Origin of the sequence: Pontibacter indicus (assembly GCF_900156345.1) — a bacterium.
Taxonomy (GTDB): domain Bacteria; phylum Bacteroidota; class Bacteroidia; order Cytophagales; family Hymenobacteraceae; genus Pontibacter; species Pontibacter indicus.
The window spans coordinates 1,563,995-1,585,606 of the sequence record NZ_FTPP01000001.1 but is presented as its reverse complement, the minus strand read 5'-3'; the positions used below and the strand labels follow the sequence as shown (position 1 = coordinate 1,585,606).

Genomic DNA, 21,612 nt, shown 5'->3' with positions numbered 1-21,612 from the left:
CCTACTAATGAAACAAGAACCAGTGCAATAATCATTCCCGGAAATGCTATGACCAGAATGCCTTTGTGGTGTGTCAGAACAGCCCTAAAGCAGCAGGGAATCGATACGATTGGCCTGCACCATGTTCTCGCAGGTAGACCAGCTGAAGATCGTGAAACGACCGTCCTGGGAGGCAACCAGTGCAATGGCGTCACGCTGGTCGTGCACGAACTGGGCTGCCGACAAATGTCGTGTGCCGCCACTCAGTGCAGGCTGATCGATGGTGGCCCCTCCGCCAAGTACAGGTTCGGTCATGATCAGCTTCTCTACCGGCTCGCTCCCCGCCCTACGGTCAATCTTGGCGCCAAAGCCGTACAGCTCGTACTTGTCGCTGATGATGGTAGCCCCGTCAACCGCCGTAAAACCGGCCATCGCCTCAATCGCTCGCTTCACTTCATCTTGCCAAAGCGGGTCTTTGTCGTCTTGCTGCAGCAGCAGTTTCGCCAACTCCGAATACGCGGGTCCCACCGCATACCGCATCGGGTGTCGGATGGACTTGCGCCAGGCTTCCGAACCGGAAGGCACTACCAGCAGGATGCCCCCTTTTCGGTGAGAGCGCATCGACACGGCCAGCTGCACCAGCACATTGAGCGACTTATTCCATATCCGGTGCGAGTCGAAGCCCAGCAGCGTGTACAGCAGATCAGGGCACTCAGGTGTATGGACGCTTTGCTCATCCACGATCTTAATCTGGTCACCTGTCAGCACGACCACGTTCACAAATTTGCCGAAGCCGTCCCGCCGGCGGTGCTTGATCACCAGCAGGCCAGGCTCCGACACATCGAGCACAAAGCAAAAGTCAGGGATGCTGCGCGTCATGCCCCAGATGTGCAGGTAGTCACCCTCATACCACACGCCCAGGTGAATGCCCGGCCGCTCCACGCCCGGCCCGATCTTGGTGAGCACGGCGGGGGAGAGGGTGAGGTGGTGCTCGAAGCGCAGCGGCTGCTCTGACTGTTCGGGTGGCAAAAAGGCAAGCGATATTTTGGGCGACTGCCCCTCTTCCCGCCGCAAACTCGCCCAGAAAGCCGCGTCGATCATGGCCTCGATGATGCGGGCAGGTGGAATCGTAGCCAGGTTTTCGCCGTTTTCCTTTTTCGCAGCTTCAATCTGCGTTGCGAAATGATCTTCTGCGATCTGGGCTACTTCGCGCGCGGCCTTGTATGTCGATTTGCCGATCATGTGTTCTCTTTTCAGGTATAGCAGGCAGCGCGCACGGCAAAGCTGATCGCACACCGCCAAAACTTACTATACGTCATTTTTCACGAAACCTGCAGATGCCTACCAAAGAGAGACGGGGAGAGAACAGGTATAGCAAAAAAAAGCACAGCCGCTCCAGAAGGTCTGAAGCGGCTGTGCTCGTAAACAGGCAGGTATACGACCTGCACGGTTATGGTTTAGTCAAGACCACCTTTGCGTGTGGCAGGTCTTGGCTCTGGCCAGCTCATTTTTTCGCCTGTGCGTGGGTTAAGCGGCAACACACTGCGCTCACGCGATACCAGTTCCGGCTCTTCGCTGGCCATGTACGCCAGAATCGCCGTCAGGATCACGTTGCTGCGCACGTCGTCGAACACGATCTTGTCGTACGTGTCGCGGTTGGTGTGCCAGGTATAGTTGCCATAAGACCAGCTCAGGGAGCTCAGCATAAAGGCAGGAATGTCGTGCGGAATGAAAGAAGCATGGTCAGAACCGCCACCGCCCGGGAAGCCAGGGTATGAGGTCTGGATGTCTTTGGTGATATCACGCGGAACGGCGCTCAGCCAGCGACCCATGTAGTCGTAGGCGTTCAGGAAGCCCTGACCCGAGATATTAGCCACGCGACCAGTACCGTTGTCCTGGTTGAAGACAGCCTGCGTCTTCTTCACGATCTCAGGGTTGTCCTCCACGAAAGCGCGCGAACCGTTCAGGCCCTGCTCTTCGCTACCCCAATGGCCTACCAGAATGGTACGCTTCGGGTTCGGGTATACCTGCTTCAGGATGCGCATTACTTCCATCATCAGGATCGTGCCGGTGCCGTTGTCCGTAGCACCTGTGCCACCGTCCCAAGAGTCGAAGTGGGCAGACAGGATCACGTACTCGTCTGGCTTCTCAGAGCCTTTGATCTCGGCGATGGTGTTGAACGTAGGAACCGGCTTCTTGGCGTGCTTCGATTCAGCCACTACTTTAATGCGCGGCTTGCTGCCGTTCTCGGCCAGGCGATACAACATACCATAGTCTTCCAGGGCAAGGTCCACAGTCGGGATTTTTTTCGTGTAGGCGCTGAAAATTTTGTTCACGCCAAAACCCTGCGACCAGTTCGACATCACGATACCGGCAGCACCGGCGTTCTCAAGCGCCACTGGCAGTGTGCGGGCGTTTTTGCCGGTGGCGGCAATGCGCTTGCTCCAGGCAGCAGTTTGTTCGTCGCGCATTTTCTTCATCTTATCAAACGACTCCGGTGTGGCGAACTCTTTCCAGTTGTACTCCGGACGGCCGCTTGCCTGGTTCATGGATACCATCACCATTTTGCCTTTCACGCTTGGCAACCAACGCTGGAAAGCCACAGAATCAGCAAATTCCGGCATGGTGATCACTTCAGCCGTCACCCCTTTGGATGGAGTGGCAGGGCTCCAGGCCAGTTGCATGCCTTCGAGCGTTTTCAGGCGTGGGTGCACCATGTCGATGTGCGTTACGCCGCGCTCCCAGCCACGCCACTCGCCGTAGTTTTGGTTGCGGGCCTCAATGCCCCAGCTCTTGTACTTGTTCACGGCCCAGTCACCGGCCTGCTGCATTTGCGGCGTGCCTACCAGTCTCGGTCCGATGCCGTCCATCAGTTCGTGGCCCAGTTTCTCGAGCTGCGAGTTTTCGGTGGCCATTTTGATGATGTTCTGGATAACAGGGTCCTGCTGTTTCTGTGTTTGCTGCTGTTGCTGCGGCTGCTGCGCGAAAGCCACGCTGCTCACACCACCTGACAGCATCAAGGCCAGCGCCAGAACGTGAATAGGGTTTTTCTTCATGGTTAAGATTAAAGAATAGATTGTTTGTATGATAAGTTAAGGGAATGCCCGCTCAATATAGTCAATTTGTGTTATTTATGCCCGAAAGCCCTCAATAGACTGATGAAAGCGACTTTGGTTTAACAGCCCGTGAAATTTTCAGGTATTGGCGACCGTCTTCAGCCCAGATCGAAGTTCTCCACTTCCTGAACAGCGCCCGGCGCAAACCCAGTGAGCCGGATATTCCCGATCCGCACGCGCACCAGCCTCAGGGTCGGGAAACCAACGGCAGCGGTCATTTTGCGCACCTGCCGGTATTTGCCTTCTGAAATGGTGATGGACACCCAACTGGTGGGACCGTGACGGTCGTCGCGGATGCGGCGGCTGCGCTCCGGGAAATCGGGCGGGCTTTGCAGGCGGAAAACGGTGCAGGGGCGGGTACCGTACTGCTCGCCGTACAAACAGATGTCCACACCTTCCTGCATTTTAGCAATGGCCTCGTCGGTGATCAGCCCGTCTACCTGCGCATAGTATTCCTTTTCCACGTGCCGTCCGCGCACCTGTTCGCTCGTTTTGCCGTCGGTGGTGAGCAGGAGCAGGCCCTCGCTGGCCTCGTCGAGCCGCCCGATGGCCATGGTGCCCGCGGGGAAGTCGTGCAGGTCGCCGAGCAGCTTTTTCTTTTTGGCGTCGGTCACGAACTGGCTGATGTAGCCGAAGGGTTTTTGCAGAATAAAATGCCGGTGCATGTGAGCGAAGGTATAAAAACAGGTATAGATCAGGCCGCAAATTAGACAAAACCCCCGAATTTACCGGCAAACATCGCAAAGGCAACGACCCGTTTAGCGTAATAGGACAAACATAAGACACCCCCGGCCTGGGAACAGGCATACGTCCTGCCTTGTTCTCCCTATACCCTCCCCGGCGACAGCCCGCGTAACTGCTTCCGCGTATAGAAGATAAAAAAAGCCGGTCAGGTATAGGCGTCAATGAGCAAAGGGAGGAAAATTCCGGCCAGGGTCGAACCATCAGAAGCACATCCGTCCTGCCGGCACTTGGTTACATCAAATTATTTTGCTTCATTACATAGTAATTGAGCGTTTAACTTTAGCAATACAAACGTGATTTTTTGGACATTCTTAATAGCAGCTATATTGGGTTATGTTGTGGGGCACTACGTAATGCCGAACCGCAAACTGCGCAAGGCCTTGCACGATGTGCGCACGCAATGTGCCGCTGCACTTGAGGAAGGCAACAAGGGCGTGTACAAGACCATCGTGACCGATAACGGGAAGTCGTCGGAGCTGGTGGTGGAGGTGCGCGAACTGGCCGTTACCAAGACCGGACAGGTGAAGGTGGAATATGTGAGCGCGCAGTACCGCAACCCCGATTTTAGAACAAAAAAGGGCGAGGCCCTGCTGAATGAAGTGCGCGACCTGCTGGGCGAGTACCTGCCCCTCAACGACATCGAGTGGTACGAAACCACCGACCGGCATGAGAAAATTAAAAAGTACCTAAACTCATTGGACCTAATCAACCGCAACCTTTAGAGGTAATAAAACAAGATGGAAAAAACAGAGAAAACAGAGATTACGATCGTAGAGAATCAACAGAAGATACAAGAGAAAGCCCTGGCAATCTCCAAATCCATAGATCCGGCAAACCCGGAAAGTTTGAGCAATTTTGGGGTGGAAACGCAGCGCAAACTGGGCCACTACTCCAACGAGCTGCTCACCAAAGTAAAAGCCAAAGACTCCGGCGAGGCAGGCGAGGCCATCAACGAACTCCTCAACCAGATCAACATGATCAAGATTGAGGAGCAGGAGAAGGGTGGTTTCTTTTCGCGCCTGCCCTTCGTGAAGAAGATTTCGGACAAGTCGAAGCAGCTGGCTACGCAGTATAACTCGGTGTCAGCCAACGTGGACGATGTGGTTGTGAAGCTGGAGCGCACCCGCCAAAGCATTATGAAAGACTCTACTTCTCTTGAAGTGATGTTTAACCAGGCGGTGGAGTACATTCACGAGATCCGTTCGGTGATTGCGGCCGGTAAGATGAAGATTGACGAGATCGAGCACACCATCATCCCGAAACTACAGGAAGAAGTGGAAACCAGCGGACAGGACGAACTGGCCGTGCAGCGCCTGAGCGACATGATCGCCTTTAAGGAACGCCTGGAGAAAAAGGTGCACGACTTCCAGTTGTCGCATACCATTGCCACGCAGTCGATGCCGCAGATCCGCATGATCCAGACCACGAACGATGTGCTGGCCCAGAAGATCCAGAACTCGATCGTGACCGTGATACCGGTGTGGCGTCAGCAGGTGGCCATTGCACTGGGTTTGGAGAAGCAGCGCAAGGCCCTCGAGATCCAGAAAAAAGTGACCGACACTACCAACGAAATGCTTCGCAAAAACTCGGAGCTACTGAAGAAAAACGTGGTGATCGCGGCCCAGGAAAACGAGCGCGGCATTGTGGACGTGGAGACGCTCAAGAAAGTGAACAAGGACATGGTGGAAACGCTTGACCAGGTGATCAAGATTTCGGAAGAAGGCAGCAAGAAGCGGGCAGAAGCCGTAAGAGAACTGGCCCAGGTGCAGGAAGAGCTCAATAGCAAGATCATTGGCACCTTCGGCAAGTCGAAGCAGATTGAAATTGAATAATGATATACAACGGGGATAAGAAAGCAGAAGAACTAGCCGTCCGGCACCGCATCCTGAGCGATGAGCAGGAGGCGGTGCTGGACCTCTATATCCAGCATATCGACAACGTATTTGAAGAGATGAAGCTCTCGGAAAAACTGCAGGTCGAAATCGAAACGCAGCACCTCAAACGTATCCTGTCCAGATGATGGGTTTTTTTCGATCACTTTTCGGAATGGGGCAGGAGAACACCCGCACGGTAGTGGCGCACCCTGGTGCCGCCGATGCCCGTGCCATGCAGTATATCCGGGCTTCCAATGCCAGGCTCAACGCTCTGCACAAACTTTACGAACGCTACCAGCACACACCACATGCCGAAAAGCTGCTGGCCGTTTTCGAGAAGACGAAACTGGTGCACAACTACTTGGTGACGCGCAAGCGCATACAGGAACTGGAGCTGTTTCATGTGCAGAACACGGAACACTTCATTAATACCTTTACCACGGTGATCAACGTGCACGAGCGGCACATCAAAGACAGCTACATACCGGAGCGTGAGAAGCCAAAGCCGCTTTCGCAGGTGCAGAAACCACGTCCGGTTGGGCAGGCACCCCAGCGGCCAGCACCGCAGCCCCAGCCGGTCAACCCCGGTCAGCCTTTCGAGTCGAAGGTGGAGCAGGTGCTCAAGCGCATTGAGTCCGAAACGATCAAAGGCATCTATACCGCCCAGAAAGTAACGGAAATGGTGAAGCGCGTTGCCAACCAGGCACCCATTGCTCCACCAGACGTGATGCAGGCCAAAGTACCCACGCTGGCCGTTCCGGTTGTCGCCATCGATACCTATTCCCGCGTGTTTTATTCTCCGGAATTGGAAGGGGGGGGCACCATGTCACGCGAGATTTCCTTTACATCGTCGGATGCCGACAAAGAGGTTTTTCTGCAGCATGTCGCGAGTAAATTAGCGATTGAAAAAGGGGAACTGAGTTACATTGGCAATACGATGCTGGCTATACCTGACACCAAGGGCCCAAGTCCAGCCCGCCATGTGCCGATTGTACACTGGCGTGGGTTTCCATATGCGGTGAGTTTAATGGATTACCGGTTGTTTCCGGTCAGGATGCATCGGAAGAGTTTTTAGGTTTTAATTTATGGAAGAGCCTCTGTTTTGTTAGAGGCTCTTTTTTTGCCTGACGGGTTAGATATGGCGCGAGCGTTCACGCTCGTGACTACTATTGTGCGGCCTCCTGCCTAGTATACCTATACTTGGCGTAGTAAATGCTTTGGGTATAGCAACCAGTATTGTTTCATAGCTTCGCCTGTGCGGCGGGCACTCACTTTTTTCCTTGATGAAAAAAGTAAGCAAAAAAATCAAGACGATTTTAAACTCGCTGACCGCTCAAACACAAAATCGTCGTTTGTGCACCTGGCACGGCTAATTATTTTATCGTAAGCGTGCAAGTTAGTCTTGCAATACCTGCCAGTGATGTGTGACAGTGCAGGAAGCTACAGAACTTATACCTGTAAATTGGCAGCTACAGAAAGTCCCCCTTCGAAGGGGGCAGGGGGATGTTAATCGTGCACAGGTATGCATATACTATAGCGCTTATACCTAACAAATAGCAGTTCCAAATTCCCCGCCTCAGACAAGGAGGGGCCAGGGGTGGGTGGACCCGGTATAGCTATACCTTTGCTACAATGCTTATACCTGTGAATTTCCAGTGATCGAAATCCCCTCTTGAGAGGGGAAAGGGTGTGTTATAGCAACTGCCTGACCTCCCTTCGACCAAGATCCTTTCAGGATGACAGATAGGATAGTAGTAGAAGGCAAAGTCCCTCTTAGGGATAGGAACCTTTGATAAAGAAGGGGGCACGGGATGACAGTAGTGCGCGAAATCTTTACTTGCAATCAGGTCCACTACATTGAGCTAAAGTATTTCTACTCACCCACACTTGCACTGCTCACACTCCTGCACCGTTTCAAAGCCTTTCAGTGTGCACCCGCTATACCTGATTTCCTCGCACTTTTTCTTACCCTCGTTGTAAAACCATCTTGTAAAGGAAGCCTGGCAAAGTTCATCGGTCGGTGGCCGTTCCATGCAGGCTGCGATGGTAGTTTCACAGTCCTTATCACAGGAGGTTAACCCAAGCGAAGCCGCCATTAGGATGATAAAACCAAGTGCCTTGCATTTCATAAGTCATTCTTAAAGAAGAAGGTATAGCTTCATTTTCCCAATGCTATACTTTCTTCAAAATACGACAATTTCCTGGCCAATGCAGTAGCAGGAGCCTTCGAAAATTAACAAATTCTAAATTAAATACTTACGAACTACAAGACAGCATCGAGCAGCCCGCCTTCTCACTCGCCCAGCCCGGACGAGTCTGAAAGAACTCGTCGAATTTATTTGAGTACGGTTCTTTGATCGCTTCCTGTAGCTTCACTAATAAAGCATCATCGCCTTTCTCCAGCCCCTCAATGGCCTGGTGCAGCAGGTAGTTGCGGAGCACAAAGCGTGGGTTGGCTTTGCGCATCATATCCTGCGAGGCCGAGCGCTTGATCTTGTTCGTGTTCAGTCGCTCCAGGTAATGGCTGATCAAGGTATAGAGCGCGGTTTTCTGCTCCGGTGTCAGGTCATCATACAAAGCCTTCTGGAAATGCTCGGCCACTTCATCTTCATTTTCTACAGACAGCGGCAGGTCGATGAGCAGCTGGTAGAAAATGGTCATGTCGGGTTGGATGTCGGCCAGTGTTTTCTCAAACTGACTGATCAGGTCGCGGTCGAGTTGTGATACCTGGTCGAGGCCCAGTTTGCGGCCCATCATGGCGTAGTATTCCGTCCAGTAGACGTCTTTGAAGGTTTCGAGTGTAGCCACCAGTTGGTCTTTGTCGGCCAGTGGGAGCAAAGCACCCGCCAGGGCACCCAGGTTCCAGTAGCCGATGGAAGGCTGTTTGCCGAAGGCGTAACGTCTGCCGGGCAGGTCGGTGGTGTTGGGCGTGAAGTTCGGGTCGTAATTGTCGACGAAGGAGTAGGGGCCGTAGTCGATGGTCAGCCCCAGGATAGACATGTTGTCGGTATTCATTACGCCATGCACAAAACCCACCCGCATCCATTCTACCATTAGACGGGCGGTGCGGTCCACCACTTCCTTGAACCAATCAATTACCTTGTTCTCGCCGGTGATGTGCGGATAATAGCGGCTGATGGTCCAGTCTACCAGTTGGCGCAGGTTGTCGACTTCCTTGCGGGCGTTGAGCATCTCGAAGTTGCCGAAGCGCAGGAAACTCGGGGCTACCCGCATCACGATGGCACCCGGCTCGTAGGCGGCGTTGCCATTGTAGAACATGTCGCGCAGCACGGGCTCGCCGGTACTCACCAGGCTGAGCGCACGGGTAGTCGGTATACCTAAATAATGCATGGCTTCGCTCATCAGGTACTCGCGCACCGAAGAGCGCAGCACGGCACGGCCGTCGGCGCGGCGGGAGTAGGGGGTAAGCCCGGCGCCTTTTAGCTGCAGCTCCCAGGTTTTGCCATCAGGTGCTTCCCACTCACCCAGGGTAATGGCACGGCCGTCACCCAGTTGCCCAGCCCAGTTGCCGAACTGGTGCCCGGCATAGCAGGCGGCATAGGGGTACATGCTGTCGGTCACGCGGTTGCCACCCAGAATGTCGACGTCCTGCTGCTCTGTCGGGCGGGCGATGCCCAGCTCCTTTGCGAGTTCCTCAGACCAGGCCAGGAGCGTTACTTTCTCCACTGGAGTGGGCTTTGCTTTGCTGTAAAACACGCCCGGTGTCTGGCGGGGCGTGAGGGTGCCGCTATCGTCGCCGGCAAAGGCCTCTACAAATTCTTTCTTATAAATCTTTGAGCTCAGTTGCTCCATATTTTTCAGTTTTAAGTATAAGGTAGCTGGCTTAAGTAGTTCTTTTAAACCTTATGCCAGCCTTTTGGTCTCTCGTTAACAATCTTTGTGCAAGATTAGTTAAATTTAGCAGACTTATCCCGCTTAACCCGTAAGCGGGGAATAGCTACACCTTGCCAAACATCACCGAACAGACTTACATCAACTATGTCAATTACCATATTTAGCCAGGGCCGGAACACGAGCCGCTGGGAAAGCGCCCTGAAAGAACGCCGTCCGGGTCTGGAAGTATACGTTTACCCAAACACCGCTCCTCCAGCTGATCAGGTTGAATTTGCGCTGGCCTGGAATCATCCGCCGGGTGTTTTCACTAGTTTCCCGAATCTGAAATGCATTGCCTCCACGGGCGCGGGTGTCGATCACATACTGCGCGACCCGGAGCTGCCGGAGGGCATACAAATCACCCGCATCGTGGACGAAGACCTGACCCAGGACATGGCCACCTTTGTAACCGCTCAGGTGCTGAACCACGTGCGTGGCCTGCACCGCTACAAGGAGGCGCAGCGCAGCCATACCTGGAAACAGCACAGCTACAAGCGTACCGCTGAGGTGGTGATCGGGGTGATGGGCATGGGTGTATTGGGAGCTCATACAGCACAACAACTCAGCAAACTCGGCTTTAAGGTGAACGGCTGGTCCCGCTCTCCCAAACTGATAGAAGGGATTGGCGCCTACGCCGGGACGGAGGAGTTAACCGCCTTTCTGGAAAAAGCCAACATCCTGATCTGCCTGCTGCCGCTTACCAAAGACACGGCTAATATTTTGAACAAGGACACCTTCAGCAAACTTCCCAAAGGCGCTTACATCATCAATGTGGCGCGGGGGGAACATGTGGTAGATGAGGATTTGATCGATATGCTGGACAATGGGCATCTTTCCGGCGCCAGCCTGGATGTGTTTCGGGAGGAGCCGTTGCCGGAGGAGCATCCGTTCTGGGAGCATCCGCTCATCCACGTCACGCCGCATATCGCCAGCATCACCAACCCGGCTTCGGCTGTGTCGCAGATCCTCGAAAACTACGACCGCATGCGCCACGGCGAGTCGCTCATCAATGTTGTTTCTAAAACCAAAGGATATTAAATGAACCCATTTCACTATGCCTTCAAAGTGAAGGACATCGAATCGACGCGCCAGTTTTATGTGGACATTTTAGGCTGCAAAGAAGGCCGCAGCACAGAACACTGGATCGATTTTGACTTTTTCGGACACCAGCTTTCGGCCCACGTGAGCGCCAACATACCCGAGCCGGACTATTGCGGACAGGTGGCTGGCATCAGCGTTCCCGTGCCCCACTTCGGCTGCCTGCTCAGCTACGAGCAGTTCGACCAAGTGCGCGACCGCCTGGTGCAGCACGCGATACCTTTCGTAGTGGAGCCCTATACCCGCTTCGAGGGTCAGGTGGGGGAGCAGCGCACCATGTTCATCCTCGACCACAGCAAGAACCCGCTGGAGTTTAAGGCTTTCAAAAATCCGGAGGAAGTGTTTGCTTCCTAACGCATTGCTATACCTTTATTAAGTGTAAAGGCCAGTTGCGGAAGTCTGCAACTGGCCTTTGTGTTTGTAAATGAGCTAATCTATACCTGCTAGTCTGCCATTACGCCGGCCTCCTCACCGCATAGATCAATTCATCCTGGTACTCCCCATTCTTATAAAAGGTCTTTTCCAGTTTCGTCTCCAGCACAAAACCCGCTTTCTCGAGGGCGCGCTGCGAGCCGATGTTGTAGCCAAAGGGGCGGGCATAGATGCGGGTGATGTCCCGGTTCGCAAAGCCGTAGTCCACCATCTGGCGGATAGCCTCGGTCATGATCCCCTTGCCCCAGAAAGGCTGACCCAGCCAATAGCCTATCTCCGCATTTTTCCGGTAAATATCCTGCTGCGGGTGTATGCCTATACCTCCCACGGCTTCGCCTTCAACCTCAATTGCCAGAATGTTGGGTGGCCTGCCCTGGGTCACCATCTCCAGAAAAGCCCGGCCTTTTTCGTAGGTATAGGGGTGCGGAAAAACATCTGCCATGTTGCGGGCAATGTTGAAATTGTCCGCATGCTTCACCAGACTGTCGAGGTCTGCCAGAGTCCAGGGGCGCAGTTTGAAATCGCTCATATGTCTGCCTAAGGTATAGCTTTTGCGAGTCCCTTACTTCAAGTGCTGCTTAAAAAAATCTACGGTGCGTTGCCAGGCCAGTTCGGCTGCTGCTTTGTCGTAGCGGGGCGTGGTGTCGTTGTGGAAGCCGTGGTTGGTGCCGGGGTAAAAGTGGGCTTCGTATACCTTGCTGTTTGCTTTCAAGGCAGCTTCGTAAGCAGGCCAGCCTTCGTTGACGCGCTCGTCGTGCTCGGCATAGTGGAGCAGGAGGGGCGCCTTGATCTGGGGCACGTCTTCAACGGGCGCCTGACCACCGTAAAACGGAACAGCTGCGGCCAGATCAGGTATACGCACGGCCATCATGTTCGAGATCCAGCCGCCAAAGCAGAAGCCCACCACGCCGGCTTTGCTATTGCAGTTTTTGTGGTTTTTGAGATAATCGTGCGCCGCTATAAAGTCCTCGAGCATCTCGTTGCGGTCGCGCTGGCTCTGCAGGGTACGCCCTTCGTCGTCCGTGCCCGGGTAGCCGCCCAATGGCGTGAGGGCATCGGGTGCGAGGGAGACAAAGCCGGCCAATGCCGCCCGGCGGGCCACGTCCTCGATGTGCGAATTCAGTCCCCGGTTTTCGTGCACCACCACAATGCCCCCAAGCTTTTTCTTTCCTTTCGCCGGCATCGACAGCAGCGCCTTGATCGGTCCGCCGCCTTTGGGAGACTGGTAGGTGATGTACTCCGAAACAATGCGCGGATCATTGGGAGCCACCTGCACTTTGTTCTGGTAATCCGGCATCAGGAAACTCGCCAGCGAACCCACCGTGAGTCCGCCCACCGCATAGATCGAGAGCTTCTGCATGAAATCGCGCCGGTTGATGCGGTTATGGGCATAGTCATCGTAGAGGTCGAACACTTCCTGCTTGATGTCTTCTTTTTTGATCTCGTCCATAGGGGCTGGGTTTTGCTGATTGGTTTGAGAGATATTGTTTGCTATATCTGCAAGGTACATTCAAAGTGCCAAAACATGCTTTAAGTTAGTGAAAATGAGTTGAAAAGAATTGGTTGGGGTATCAATTTTTTTGAATGTAGTAAAGTGGTCTTCCCGGCAAAACCTATACCTTGGCTTACTTAAAGCCTGAGGTCATACTTTATACCTTCGCATAACCAAGTTCCTCTATCTCCTCGGTAGTCCTAACCAGATGTGTCTTCCCATTTGTCAGGAGGTATAAATTATCGCAAATATCCAACACATGCCTAAACATGTGGTCGGTTATGATCAGGCCTTTGTTTTGCTTTTCCTCTGAAATGAAGTCCTTCACCTTGTCAATCTGTATCGGATTCAGATGGGTGAAGGGTTCATCCAACATGGCAAACTGAGAGGTCGACTTCACAACGGAATAGATTTCTACCAGCCTTCTTTCCCCGCCAGACAGGCTGCCGATGGTTGATCTATACCTGGACGTGAATACCGGAAATCGATCCACGAAAGACGGATAATCCAAGTCAAAGTCACTGAAAATTCTTTTCAGACGGATATGAGGTGGTATGAAGTTGAACTGCGGAAGGTATAGCAGTAAGTCGGGCCGCTTAAAAGCCTCGAACTGAATTCTGTTATCAAACCGGATGGACTTGTCACACTTCAGGCTACCGTAAATGATTTTCATCAGACAGGATTTGCCTTGCCCGTTCCTGCCCAACAGGCCCGTTATATTTCCTGTTTCGCATTTTAGGTAGATGTCGGAGAGTATTCTTCTGCCATCAAACGCCAATTGAATACTGTCGGCTTCCAGTTTGTGCATCATCTGAAATTGTAAGCAAGAACGATTAGCGATATGAATAAGAGGATGTCAAAGACCAGGGTAGTGGTCCAGAGCAGCGCCCTCGATATACCCAGGTTTTGATAATAATAGTAATGGTTGCTTTTATAGCTGTTGATGAAATAAAATATACTGCTCAGGGTAGCTACCTTAAACCAAAACAGGATGCCGAAGATCTTGAAATCGTAATCCCAAAGTAACTTGATGCAGCACAATGTGATCACCAGCGATGCCAGCATGAAACTTCTGTAGAAGGTCCAGATAAGTCTTACTGTTTTGAATGGCTTCATGCTGGTTGACTGTTTGATCATGGATTTGAATAGGGATTTTGGCGGTCTTGAAACTCTTCTCTACTTACACAAACCGGACTTTTTTTCAGAGCTGAGAAACTATCATTTAGAAATCACCTGCTATCAGCTATATACCTTGTTTTCTGCTGCCTTCCGAGGGTTTAATGCTTTTCTGATTTGCTAAAGAATCGTTCAGCGTTCTGATAATACAACTTTCGTTTTTGAGCGTTTGATAAGAAATCAAGCGACTCGACCGCATTCAGCACTTTCAGTATATCCCCATTGTCTGTGCCGAACATGATCCGGTCTTCAAGCCCTGCGTCCAGGAATGCTTTCATGATGGTCGAAAACCTCTCTGCTGGTACAATATCCGGGTTAGAAATAACGGAGATATCCGTGTAGACCAATTCATTTTCCTGCATGATGCTGATCGTTTCTTGATAGTACTGATCGCCGCTGTGCATAATCCAGACTTTCAACTTCGGAAAGCGGGAAAGAAGCGGTTTCAACAGCAACGGATTTCCCATTTCCATTCTGAAATTTGGACTGCCATGATCTGGACCAGCACCTCCTGTATGAATTCCTACAGGCAGGTTGTATTTCAGTGCCAAGGTATAATAAGGAAACAGTAAAGAGTCAGAAGGTGAAATGCCATAATATTGATTTAAAATCTCACCAAAGTAGTCGATCCTCTTTTTCTTAATTTGCTGTTCTACCCAACTGACGGAAGGCCACTCTTCGCCTGTAAAACAGGTTTGCAAGCTGTAGGGCACTTTTCCATTGGCACAGGGAAACATCAGTCCATGGAGGAAGTTGATATTAGAAAAGTCTCTGTAGCTGTTTTGTAAGCTCCATGAAGTGCTGATGGCGGCTTTGTAAACACCAGCCTTTTGTAAGGCAAGTACTTGTGCCGAAGGGTTCTCCGTGCCATGCAGGTGTACGTCAAAAATCTTTTGCGCGGAAGCTTCAAAACGATCCAAAAGCGTCATCCATCCTATTAAGACAAATAAAATTAAGCGTGTTTTCATTTATTCATTCTAATAGGATGGACACTGGTGTGGTTCGAAGCAAGGGTCAAGGTATTGCAAAAGCGGGGACTTTTAGCATAAAAGTTCGATCGAAGAAAAAATGTCGAACATTTGCACAAATGTTGACTCGAGTCCATCCAGCCCCGCTTTTGCAATACCTTGTTATAAGCCGATTTTTTTAATTTTATTTTACTACCGTGGCTTCAAACTCCACCTTTAAGGTTTCAAAAAGACTTTTTACTTCCAATACGGTCGATGTTTGTCTGATTTTGTTCTCAGTTATCCAATTTTGAATGATGTCAAAGTTTTCAAGTAATTCATGGTTTGAAGTAGTATAGATATTTAGTCTGACAATGTTTTTCAACTCATAATCAGCCTCCCCAATAACTCTTTCTAAATTTTGAATGGCCTGTATTAATTGGGAACGCATATCTTCATTACTTGAGATGCCCTCATCGCTTATGGCTGTTTGCCCTGAAACATACAAAGTGCCTTCTGCATTTTTTACTTCTACTGCCTGCACATAGTTTCTCGCATCCTGCCAAGTCCAGGGATTGATAATGTTTTTTTCCATTTCTGATTCATTTAAAATTTTACATATTTTACTTGATGCAAAATTCCCATTATCTATTGGCATGGACGTGTGACCGAAATCACTTTCTTAACGTGTTTTATACAATCGGCTCAAAGTTTCTCTCGAAATGCCAAGGTATAAGCATAGCACGGATTTTGGAATCCTCTGTAAAAGAGACGGATATAATTGCAGGAATTGTTCATATTGTTCTTTGGGCTTGTGCTTCAGCAGGGAAAGAATTCTATTTTGATTGGCGATATGCCCTTTTATAGATTTCTCAAGAAAATATTTTGACAAGCTGTGTTTATCCAATATCGCCGTGTAATCATCAAAACTCAACCCGTAAGTCTCGGTGTCTTCTAGGCATTGAAGTGTTAATGTTGATTTGGTCTGATTATAGAAAGCTGGAAAGTCTGTTTCCCACCAGTTTTCGTGAGCGAATGATAAAATAAATTCTTTATGATCATCATCAAAACAGGAGAGCTTCACCAAGCCTGATCGAATGAAATAAACATGCTTAACCAGATCGTTTTCTGCGATGATGAAAGCTCCTTTTTTGTATTTTTTATAATGAAAAAGGTCTTTCACCTCAAGAAACTCGCTGTCACTAAGGCTTGCGAACAGGTCTATATCATCTTTTTTGATAGAAAGGTCAGCATCTTGCATGGATTTCTTAATCAAAATTATTCTGGTTTCAGTTTTGTCCTAAAGGAATGGCTTTTTCGTCGTATGTCCGGACGGTCGGAAAGGACAAGCAATGCTGACATAATTTTTCTAACTGCCCTAATCAAACTTAAAAAGTGCGCTATTGCTACTTTGCCATTTTGACCATTGGCGTTAGCCGTAAAGGTCATTTTATGTTAATATCATTCATTTATCAAAACTACGGATCTGGCTTTCGTTGCAGGGAGTGGTTAAAATGACTTGTACCGGTTGGGATATAAGGTGACAAAGCTACTGTAAAGGTGTGGTTGTACAAATTTGTTCTTATACTTCTGCTAGTCTGTTTTGATAACCTAATGACTTAATCTTGATTTGTATTTCTTTATCTATTTTCACTTTTGAGGTATAAAAGCCGAATGTTTTCAGTGATTTCGGAAGTCTCTTCTCGACTAAGTTATCAAAGTCAAGCCCAGTCTTGTAAATCCATAGCCTGCTGAGTCTTTCCAAGTTTTCTAGTCCGTCAAGGAGAGAAAAGGACTTACAATTCAGAATAGTTACTTCTTCAAGATGATGAAGCGTTTTATCAAACACCAGTTCAGTTAGCTGAATCTGGTCTTCGATTTGGAGCTTCTTTAATTTTTTAAAGCGGGTAATATTCTTTAATTCGTTGAAGCCTCTCACACGTATGATTTCAAGCTCTTCTATATCGTTGTCTTCTATTTCATAGATATCGCTTCTACCTCCCAATATCAATTTCAGAGTCTTTAACTTTTTTAAGTTATTTACAAAGCCGATAGGTGCTTTGCTTATTGAGTTAAGTGATAGGTATTCCAAATTTTTAAGCTCACCAATTGCTTCTATGTTTTTGGTGTGACTGCAACAAATCAAGTACTTAAGGTTCTGATACTCTCTCAGGTATTCTAAGTTCAAGGCCTTAGTCCTTGTGTCAGAAAGCAACAGCTTTTGAAGTGACTTTAAGTTTTCAGAATTTAAGATTTCAGTCTCTTTTAGCTCAAAGAAACCAAGACTAAGGGTATGAAGATGCTTCAGTTTTGTCAGGAAAGTCAGGTTTTTTGCATGGTAAAGGCAATCCACAAACAAGGACTTCACATCTGGCAGCTTTTCAAGAATTTGGGAGTCAAAGTATCTATTATCTTCATAATGCCCATAGAACCTAATCTCGAGTAGCTCACTATTCCTTGCGCACAGCGCATTAAGCTCAGCAAGAATCTTGTCATCATAGACTTTTTCTGAAAACTGAATGACAACAGTTTTACTTTCACTCAAGTCAGATTCTATTAAGTTGGTATCTAAATAGGCTGGATTATGTATTCTGTTAAAAAGTATCATTCAATTTTGTACAACGGACTTGGGCATAAGGCGGCGTAGCTGGCTTATCGGTGTGGTTATGAGTTTACTCTTTCTTCAATAAGCTCTATTTTATATTCTGATTTACTTAGTACCCCTTGGTAGATATTTACATGCAGGTATCTATGCTCATTGAGTATTTGCAGTAAATTGTTCTTGAAGCTAGGACTAATATTTACTCCTAAGAAGACACATTTAATAGCTGAAGAATCAAACCGGAACAGATGAATTTCTTGCTCATTAGATTTTATTACTTTATCAGAGTCTTCTAAAGTTTGCATGAAACGAACTTCCTCTTCGTACTCCCAGTGCTTACTTTTTGTAAGTAATATGTTTTGAATAAGAGACTCTAGCATTTCCTCTTCTCTCACGTTGGAGTCAATAAGAGTTAAATTAGGTCTTACTTCTGAGTACCTAACCTCATTTAACCTTCTTAATAAATCCTTCTCAGTTTTAGCTTTATTAAAGTAATTATAGTGCTTTTACAGCAGCTCTCCAACTGACACAATATTTTCGCAGTACGTGTCAAATCGCACAATTAAATACTCTGTAAATCAAGCTATTAGACTAAAGTGTAAAGTTTTCTTCTAAATGAATGCAGCCATTTCTCTTGCCAAGGTATAGCCAGCATGGTGTTCAATGAAAGCAGAAAAGTATTTAAACGTTTATAAACGCAATGATACGTTTCAGAAAACGGATGTCGCCCGTATCAGCGCTGTACTTGGCTGGTTTTTGCCTGATTGCTTGCCCCTCTAAGAAAACGCTATACCTACGGCATGATCCTCAAACTCCGGCCCCGCCTGAGCAAGGTATAAAACTGCTCGCGGTGCTTCCGGAAGGCGTAGGTGGAGAGAAAAGCGGCAGCGGAGCCGAGTAGCATGGAGCCGAGCACATCGCTGGGGTAGTGCACACCCAGCGCCAGCCTGGAATAGGCAACGAGGACGGCCCAGGTCAGCAGGAGGCCGCGCAAGACCGGGTGCCGGAACATCAGCACCAGCACGATAGCTGCTGTAAAGGCATAAGCCGTGTGGCCGGAAGGGAAGGAGGGACTGCTGGCCTCCGCGATCTGCTCAATCGTGTCGTGCGTCACAAAAGGGCGCGGTCGGTCAACGGTATACTTCAGCAGACCGATAAACAGGATATTCAGCCCCATAGCAAACACATATTGATAGGCTTTCAACTTCAGCGAAGCTATCTTTCTGAAATGCCCGGCCAAGTATAGGTATAGCGGCACGCAGGCCCCTAGTCCGTAAGCCGATACGGTGAGGGTAAGCAGTAGATAATCCAGGTCGGTTGCCCGGCTGCTATTGAGTAGCTCCAGCGTGGCTATATCCAGTTGAGCGAGGGTTTCGAAAAGGGTAGTCGTCAGTATGAGCAGTAGCGTAGAAGGCAAAAACATGGGTAAGGGTTAATTCTTATTATTCCTGCTTTCTATACGGGGCTTTTCGGATTTCATTGCCCGAAACGCAGCATAAAAGTAGTGCCCTCTCCGGGCGCTGACTGTACCTGTATAGTGCCCCGGTGTAGCAGCACAATTTGTTTACAAAGGCTCAGCCCGATGCCGCTTCCCTGCTTCCGCGTGCTGAAAAATGGGATAAAGATTTTCTCCTGCACTTCCTGCGTCATGCCGATGCCATTATCCTCAACCCGGATCACTGTTTTGTCATCTGGCGAGGTATAGGCAGACAGTGTGATCTGAGGAACCGGCACCGTTTTCACCGCTTCCATGGCATTCACCAGCAGGTTGATGAGCACCTGATCCAGCAGGGCAGCGTCGGCATGCAGCGTGAGGTAGGGGCTAGCCAGGTGGAGTTCCAACTTTATACACTTTTGCGCCAGGGTGGGCAGCATCAGGCGTTGCAGGTTCGCGAAGAGGTCTTTTACATGCACCGTGTCCAGGTTCAGCTTCGTGATCCGGTTCAGGTTGCGGTAGGTTTCGGCAAAGCGCAGCAGCCCCTCGCTTCGCTGCTTGATCGTGCTTATACCTATTTCCAGGTCCTCCAGGTCTTCGGAGGTTATACCTGTGGGCTGGGTTTCCTGCAGGCGGTTTTTCAGGGTGTCGGCCAAAGAAGAAATAGGAGCAACCGAGTTCATGATCTCGTGCGTGAGTACGTTGAGCAGCTTCTGCCAGGCCTGCGACTCGGTCTCGTCCAGGGCTTCGTTCACGTTCTGAAAGGCCACCAGCTTATACCGGATTCCTTCATTCTGTAACGCGGTGGCCGAGAGCAGCACTTTGGTGGTGTGCTTCTCGAAATGGGTGGTATGCGCCGTCGCGATGCGGGTGTGGCCAGGCTCCAGGGCAAGAATGGCCTCGTACAATTCCTTGTCCCGCTTAGACAGGTAATGGATCGTTTTCATGAAGGGCACGTGCAGCAGCTTCCGCAGCGACTCGTTCATGAGCACCACCTCGCCGTTTTCCACGTTGTAGGACAGAATGCCGGTTTCCACCAGTTCCATCACTTTCTGCAGGTTATGGTACTGGGTCTCTTTTTCGAGCGTGATGGTTTTGAAAGTGGAGTTAATCTCGTTAAAGCCCCTGCGGAGCGGCTGCAGCTGGGTATAGACGTGCTGTTCGTCGAAGTGCCGGGAGAAGTCGCGGTAGTGCACCGACTCGATGAACTGGTTGAACTCGGTCTGGGTCTTGCGCAGGAAGCGGAGCAGGTCCACCACCTGAAACATGAACACCGGCAGCCAGAACACCAGCGCCTCCGGCCAGCCCTGCATGACGACGAAAGCCGGAATGCTCAGCGTAACGAGCAGCAGGGCCACCCGCGCAAGCAGCGCCCATTCCAGGTTTTTAAAGCCCATACTTGTTCATGCGTCGGTAAAGGGCCGTTCGGGTGATGCCGAGCTCTTTGGCGGTTCGGGTCAGGTTGCCTTGGTGCAGTTGCAGCACTTTGTTGATGGTCAGCTTCTCGAGCTCCTCCAGGTTGGTGCCGCGCTCCAGCTCTTCGCCTGCCGGCGCCGCCTCGATGGGGGAGAAGAGAATGTCAGCAGCGTCGAGCAATGCCCCGTCGGCCATGATCACGGCCCGCTCGATGGCGTACTGCAGTTCCCGCACATTGCCCGGAAAGAGGTAGTGCAGCAATTTGTCCTGGGCGGACTTGCTGAGCTCGGGCACCGGCTTCATGTATTTGTGGGCATATACCTGGGCAAAATGTCTGGCAAGCAGCACAATGTCCTGGCCCCTTTTGCGCAGCGGCGGTATGAGAATCTCCACGGTATTGATGCGGTAGATCAGGTCCTTCCGGAAGCGCGCTTCGTTGGCCAGTTCGCTCAGCGGCACGTTGGTGGCGCAGAGCAGGCGCACGTCAATATCCACCGGCTCGTTGGCCCCGACGCGGATCACCTGACGGTTTTGCAGCACGCTCAGCAGCTTCGACTGCTGGTGGAGCGAAATGTTGCCGATCTCATCCAGAAAGATCGTACCGCCCTGCGCTGCTTCAAAGCGCCCGGCGCGGTCCTCGCGCGCATCGGTAAAGGCCCCTTTCTTGTGCCCGAACAGCTCGCTTTCGAAGAGAGAGTCGGTGAGCGCACCCACGTCCACCTTCACGAAAGGCTTGGCCGCCCGCAGCGACTGCTCATGGATGGCTTTGGCTACCAGTTCCTTGCCGGTGCCGTTCTCACCCAGTATCAGGATGTTGGCATCGGTGGGGGCTATCTTCCGGATCTTGAGTTTAATGTCCTGCATCACATCCGACTCGCCCAAAAACGTTGTGCCGGGAGAGGGAATTCCTGCTGTAGCAGCTGGTGCTTTGCTGCCACCCGCTTTCTGACTGACGGCACTGTTAATGGTGCTCAGCAGCTTCTCGTTGTGCCAAGGTTTGACTACAAAGTCAAAGGCGCCATCTTTCAGGGAGCGTATGGCCAGGTCGATGTCTCCATAGGCCGTGATCATGATCACCGCAATCTCGGGGCGGAGCTCCTTCACTTTCTGTAGCCAGTAGAGGCCCTCATTGCCGGTATGAATGGCGCTCTTGAAATTCATGTCCAGCAGGAGAACGTCAAAAGCCTGTTGTTTGAGCAGCGCAGGAAGCTGCTCCGGGTTCTTTTCCGTCACGATCTCCCCAACATGCGGGCGAAGCAACAAGCGGACTGCCGTGAGTACATCGGCATCGTCATCAACGACCAGTATGGAGGCCTTTTTTAGCAGCATAAGCACAAATCATAATTGTAGATAAATTAACTATAATTATGCCATTAATACAACTGGTTGATTACGAAGCTGAAACAG

At 50.4% G+C, this 21,612-nt stretch carries 23 protein-coding genes; 6 read left to right on the top strand and 17 right to left on the bottom strand.

The genetic code is table 11. The features are described 5' to 3' along the window. Window positions 1-84 precede the first annotated feature (84 nt). The 3 genes from B0B12_RS06825 to B0B12_RS06815 all read right to left on the bottom strand — a co-directional run bounded on the left by B0B12_RS06825 (window position 85) and on the right by B0B12_RS06815 (window position 3,760). Window positions 85-1,221, bottom strand: coding sequence for a putative sensor domain DACNV-containing protein (locus tag B0B12_RS06825; RefSeq protein ID WP_076666874.1), 1,137 nt, complete (start codon window positions 1,219-1,221; stop codon window positions 85-87). Between the two features lie 215 nt (window positions 1,222-1,436). Next, window positions 1,437-3,035: a M20/M25/M40 family metallo-hydrolase gene (locus tag B0B12_RS06820; protein WP_076666873.1), complete on the bottom strand. Its 1,599-nt coding sequence runs from the start codon at window positions 3,033-3,035 to the stop codon at window positions 1,437-1,439. A 158-nt stretch (window positions 3,036-3,193) separates the two neighbouring features. Further along, window positions 3,194-3,760, bottom strand: a complete 567-nt coding sequence (locus tag B0B12_RS06815) for a pseudouridine synthase (protein ID WP_076666871.1) — start codon at window positions 3,758-3,760, stop codon at window positions 3,194-3,196. A 372-nt stretch (window positions 3,761-4,132) separates the two neighbouring features. Between B0B12_RS06815 and B0B12_RS06810 the strand changes: the two genes are divergently transcribed. Genes B0B12_RS06810 through B0B12_RS06795 form a run of 4 tightly spaced genes read left to right on the top strand, consistent with a single transcriptional unit; the run spans window position 4,133 to window position 6,788 of the window. Then, the gene (locus B0B12_RS06810; RefSeq protein ID WP_244554614.1) at window positions 4,133-4,561 is read left to right on the top strand and encodes a hypothetical protein; all 429 of its coding nucleotides are present in this window, start codon (window positions 4,133-4,135) and stop codon (window positions 4,559-4,561) included. A 15-nt stretch (window positions 4,562-4,576) separates the two neighbouring features. Further along, window positions 4,577-5,671: a toxic anion resistance protein gene (locus B0B12_RS06805; RefSeq protein ID WP_076666870.1), complete on the top strand. Its 1,095-nt coding sequence runs from the start codon at window positions 4,577-4,579 to the stop codon at window positions 5,669-5,671. Then, a complete protein-coding gene (locus B0B12_RS06800) occupies window positions 5,671-5,859 on the top strand; it encodes a hypothetical protein (RefSeq protein WP_076666868.1) in 189 nt (62 codons plus the stop codon). The genes B0B12_RS06805 and B0B12_RS06800 overlap by 1 nt, the downstream gene beginning before the upstream one ends. Then, complete coding sequence (locus tag B0B12_RS06795; protein ID WP_076666867.1) at window positions 5,856-6,788, top strand: hypothetical protein; 933 nt, start codon at window positions 5,856-5,858, stop codon at window positions 6,786-6,788. The genes B0B12_RS06800 and B0B12_RS06795 overlap by 4 nt, the downstream gene beginning before the upstream one ends. Window positions 6,789-7,590: 802 nt before the next feature. Here B0B12_RS06795 and B0B12_RS20785 read toward each other — a convergent pair. Then, window positions 7,591-7,746, bottom strand: a complete 156-nt coding sequence (locus B0B12_RS20785) for a BPTI/Kunitz-type proteinase inhibitor domain-containing protein (protein ID WP_170871829.1) — start codon at window positions 7,744-7,746, stop codon at window positions 7,591-7,593. A 223-nt stretch (window positions 7,747-7,969) separates the two neighbouring features. Next, window positions 7,970-9,526 (bottom strand): protein adenylyltransferase SelO, encoded by a 1,557-nt coding sequence (locus B0B12_RS06785; RefSeq protein WP_083704096.1) that lies wholly within the window; start codon window positions 9,524-9,526, stop codon window positions 7,970-7,972. A gap of 186 nt (window positions 9,527-9,712) precedes the next feature. On the opposite strand from B0B12_RS06785, the gene B0B12_RS06780 reads away from it, so the two are divergent. Both B0B12_RS06780 and B0B12_RS06775 read left to right on the top strand, forming a co-directional pair. Further along, window positions 9,713-10,645 carry a 2-hydroxyacid dehydrogenase gene (locus B0B12_RS06780; protein ID WP_076666862.1) on the top strand — a complete coding sequence of 311 codons (933 nt, stop codon included), beginning with the start codon at window positions 9,713-9,715 and terminating at the stop codon, window positions 10,643-10,645. Next, on the top strand, window positions 10,646-11,059 hold the full coding sequence (locus tag B0B12_RS06775; protein WP_076666860.1) for a VOC family protein: 414 nt from the start codon (window positions 10,646-10,648) through the stop codon (window positions 11,057-11,059). A 100-nt stretch (window positions 11,060-11,159) separates the two neighbouring features. On the opposite strand, the gene B0B12_RS06770 is transcribed toward B0B12_RS06775, so the two are convergent. From B0B12_RS06770 to B0B12_RS06715, 12 genes are all read right to left on the bottom strand, one after another. Beyond that, window positions 11,160-11,666 carry a GNAT family N-acetyltransferase gene (locus B0B12_RS06770; protein WP_076666859.1) on the bottom strand — a complete coding sequence of 169 codons (507 nt, stop codon included), beginning with the start codon at window positions 11,664-11,666 and terminating at the stop codon, window positions 11,160-11,162. 33 nt (window positions 11,667-11,699) lie between these two features. Then, window positions 11,700-12,587, bottom strand: coding sequence for a dienelactone hydrolase family protein (locus tag B0B12_RS06765; protein WP_076667740.1), 888 nt, complete (start codon window positions 12,585-12,587; stop codon window positions 11,700-11,702). 199 nt (window positions 12,588-12,786) lie between these two features. Then, entirely contained in the window at window positions 12,787-13,440 is a 654-nt protein-coding gene (locus tag B0B12_RS06760; RefSeq protein ID WP_076666857.1) for an ABC transporter ATP-binding protein, read from the bottom strand. Next, the gene (locus B0B12_RS06755; RefSeq protein WP_139337776.1) at window positions 13,437-13,745 is read right to left on the bottom strand and encodes a hypothetical protein; all 309 of its coding nucleotides are present in this window, start codon (window positions 13,743-13,745) and stop codon (window positions 13,437-13,439) included. Before B0B12_RS06755 ends, B0B12_RS06760 begins: the two co-directional genes overlap by 4 nt. Window positions 13,746-13,906: 161 nt before the next feature. Then, on the bottom strand, window positions 13,907-14,773 hold the full coding sequence (locus B0B12_RS06750) for an amidohydrolase family protein (RefSeq protein WP_076666854.1): 867 nt from the start codon (window positions 14,771-14,773) through the stop codon (window positions 13,907-13,909). Window positions 14,774-14,957: 184 nt separating this feature from the next. Continuing rightward, on the bottom strand, window positions 14,958-15,347 hold the full coding sequence (locus tag B0B12_RS06745) for a RidA family protein (protein WP_076667738.1): 390 nt from the start codon (window positions 15,345-15,347) through the stop codon (window positions 14,958-14,960). 87 nt (window positions 15,348-15,434) lie between these two features. Then, a complete protein-coding gene (locus tag B0B12_RS06740; RefSeq protein ID WP_139337775.1) occupies window positions 15,435-16,028 on the bottom strand; it encodes a Crp/Fnr family transcriptional regulator in 594 nt (197 codons plus the stop codon). A 306-nt stretch (window positions 16,029-16,334) separates the two neighbouring features. Further along, window positions 16,335-17,297, bottom strand: coding sequence for a hypothetical protein (locus tag B0B12_RS06735; RefSeq protein ID WP_139337774.1), 963 nt, complete (start codon window positions 17,295-17,297; stop codon window positions 16,335-16,337). 119 nt (window positions 17,298-17,416) lie between these two features. Continuing rightward, entirely contained in the window at window positions 17,417-17,749 is a 333-nt protein-coding gene (locus B0B12_RS06730; protein WP_139337773.1) for a hypothetical protein, read from the bottom strand. 398 nt (window positions 17,750-18,147) lie between these two features. Then, complete coding sequence (locus B0B12_RS06725; protein ID WP_076666848.1) at window positions 18,148-18,777, bottom strand: phosphatase PAP2 family protein; 630 nt, start codon at window positions 18,775-18,777, stop codon at window positions 18,148-18,150. A gap of 53 nt (window positions 18,778-18,830) precedes the next feature. Then, window positions 18,831-20,186: a sensor histidine kinase gene (locus tag B0B12_RS06720; protein ID WP_076666846.1), complete on the bottom strand. Its 1,356-nt coding sequence runs from the start codon at window positions 20,184-20,186 to the stop codon at window positions 18,831-18,833. After that, the gene (locus B0B12_RS06715) at window positions 20,176-21,534 is read right to left on the bottom strand and encodes a sigma-54-dependent transcriptional regulator (protein ID WP_076666844.1); all 1,359 of its coding nucleotides are present in this window, start codon (window positions 21,532-21,534) and stop codon (window positions 20,176-20,178) included. The genes B0B12_RS06720 and B0B12_RS06715 overlap by 11 nt, the downstream gene beginning before the upstream one ends. Window positions 21,535-21,612 lie beyond the last annotated feature (78 nt).